At 59.9% G+C, this 1,491-nt stretch carries 4 protein-coding genes; 1 reads left to right on the plus strand and 3 read right to left on the minus strand.

Annotated elements, in window-relative coordinates; genetic code table 11:
• Positions 1–41: 41 nt before the first annotated feature.
• The 3 genes from G3480_RS26580 to G3480_RS26590 all read right to left on the minus strand — a co-directional run bounded on the left by G3480_RS26580 (position 42) and on the right by G3480_RS26590 (position 972).
• On the minus strand, positions 42–335 hold the full coding sequence (locus G3480_RS26580) for a hypothetical protein (RefSeq protein WP_164657201.1): 294 nt from the start codon (positions 333–335) through the stop codon (positions 42–44).
• Between the two features lie 125 nt (positions 336–460).
• Positions 461–742 carry a type II toxin-antitoxin system RelE/ParE family toxin gene (locus G3480_RS26585; RefSeq protein WP_164657202.1) on the minus strand — a complete coding sequence of 94 codons (282 nt, stop codon included), beginning with the start codon at positions 740–742 and terminating at the stop codon, positions 461–463.
• The gene (locus tag G3480_RS26590) at positions 739–972 is read right to left on the minus strand and encodes a ParD-like family protein (protein WP_164657203.1); all 234 of its coding nucleotides are present in this window, start codon (positions 970–972) and stop codon (positions 739–741) included. The genes G3480_RS26585 and G3480_RS26590 overlap by 4 nt, the downstream gene beginning before the upstream one ends.
• Positions 973–1,179: 207 nt before the next feature.
• Here G3480_RS26590 and G3480_RS26595 point away from each other — a divergent pair, with 207 nt between their 5' ends.
• Positions 1,180–1,461, plus strand: coding sequence for a phage integrase N-terminal SAM-like domain-containing protein (locus G3480_RS26595; RefSeq protein WP_164657204.1), 282 nt, complete (start codon positions 1,180–1,182; stop codon positions 1,459–1,461).
• Positions 1,462–1,491 lie beyond the last annotated feature (30 nt).

Here is a 1,491-nt window from a genome sequence, read left to right on the forward strand (position 1 = left end):
CCGCTGGACCTATGAGGGAAAGCCGCTCGCGGCATGAATGATTAAACAGTCTCGGGATTTCCACTCTGTTGCACTAGGGTCAGGTCGATCTCACCATCAAGCTCGAAAGCTTCGTCTACGTCATCGAGATCAAGGTGCGACAGGGTGACAGCACGCCGAATGCCGACAGCGGCGAAACACCCACGGCCAACCCCGCGCTCGTCCAGATACAGTAACGCGGCTACAGCGAGAAATACCGCGCCCAGCCCGGTCGCGGACTCTTCGAGCTGGGTCTCGTCTTCGACAGCCAGGCACGCAATCTCGCGCAGGTCGACTGGCGGCGGGTGGACGAACAAGAGAACCCAGGATCAAGCCGAGTGCAGTGTGGCTATAGGCGTCTTTTCAAGACTTGCCCCCGTCCGCGTACCGATTTCGCCGCTTCTTTGATGCCGATGGTCATCGCACGTTCTCCTCAACTCGTTCAGCCGCGTTTCAAATCGCGGTAAAAGTTCTCGTGCGGGCCGACGGCTTCCAGACAAATCAAACGCACTTCCTGTTCGCGCGTGTAACCCAGCAGAAAAAGCTGCCCCTGGCTGTGAAATTTGTAGACCCAAAGCTCGGCCAGATCGCCCTTCTTTTTCTCCCCGCGCTCCGGATCGTCGGCAACCGTCGCCACGGCGGCATCCACGTCAGCCCCCTGCCGGTCATGGAGTTTCTTGTAGGCACGGGCAAAGCGCCGGGTCTGACGGACCTCCCAGGTCATGCGGAGGTGCCCGAACGCGGCACGAATGGGGTCGCCTCATCGGCAGGTTCATTCATCGACATCAGGCTTTCGGCGATGAAGGAGGCGGGGAGATCGGGATTGTCGAGTGCCGCGCGCCCGACCTTCGCCCAGAACTCGATCTGGCCCTGAAGGGTGCGAAACTCACTCTTGGCGGCGGAACGTGCGGCGTTGACCAGGGTTTCGTCGATCCGAATGGAGACCGTCGTCATGGATGGTTTCCTCTACGATTACGTTTGCCACAATTGTAGCTCACGTAGGTTGGGATGAGCGAGAGCGAATCCCAACATCGCCCCAGCCAATTGTTGGACGAAGCCGCTGCGCGGAGAAAGCCCATGCGGCGGCGTGGCGCTTAGAATGTAACCTTAAGCCCTCGGTTGCGAGGGGCCGTTTGTTCAACATCATGAGGTTACACCGCCATGTCCAGCTCCTGCGAAGCGCAGTTCAAGCGTCACTACGAGGCGCATCTCAAGCACCTTCGGCTCAAAGGTCTACAGCCCAAGACCATCGAAGCCTACGCACGCGCCGTGCGCCGCATCGGCGCCTATTTTGACGGCGACATCGCGGATGTGTCCGAGCAGCAGTTGCTCGACTACTTTTCCGATCTGCTCGAAACTCACTCCTGGAGTGCCGTCAAGCTCGACTTGTACGGGCCAGCAATTCCCGCTGGCCGCAGCGTCGAGCGGTCGCGGGGGATGTAGCCCGGCGCTGGAGATCAACAGACAAACGCC

It is taken from the genome of Thiorhodococcus mannitoliphagus (assembly GCF_010915725.1).
GTDB lineage: Bacteria > Pseudomonadota > Gammaproteobacteria > Chromatiales > Chromatiaceae > Thiorhodococcus > Thiorhodococcus mannitoliphagus.

Excerpts from the sequence above, each read along its gene's own strand:
- G3480_RS26585 (WP_164657202.1), bottom strand. The coding sequence starts at position 742 with ATGACCTGGGAGGTCCGTCAGACCCGGCGCTTTGCCCGTGCCTACAAG.
- G3480_RS26590 (WP_164657203.1), bottom strand. The coding sequence starts at position 972 with ATGACGACGGTCTCCATTCGGATCGACGAAACCCTGGTCAACGCCGCA.
- G3480_RS26595 (WP_164657204.1), top strand. The coding sequence starts at position 1,180 with ATGTCCAGCTCCTGCGAAGCGCAGTTCAAGCGTCACTACGAGGCGCAT.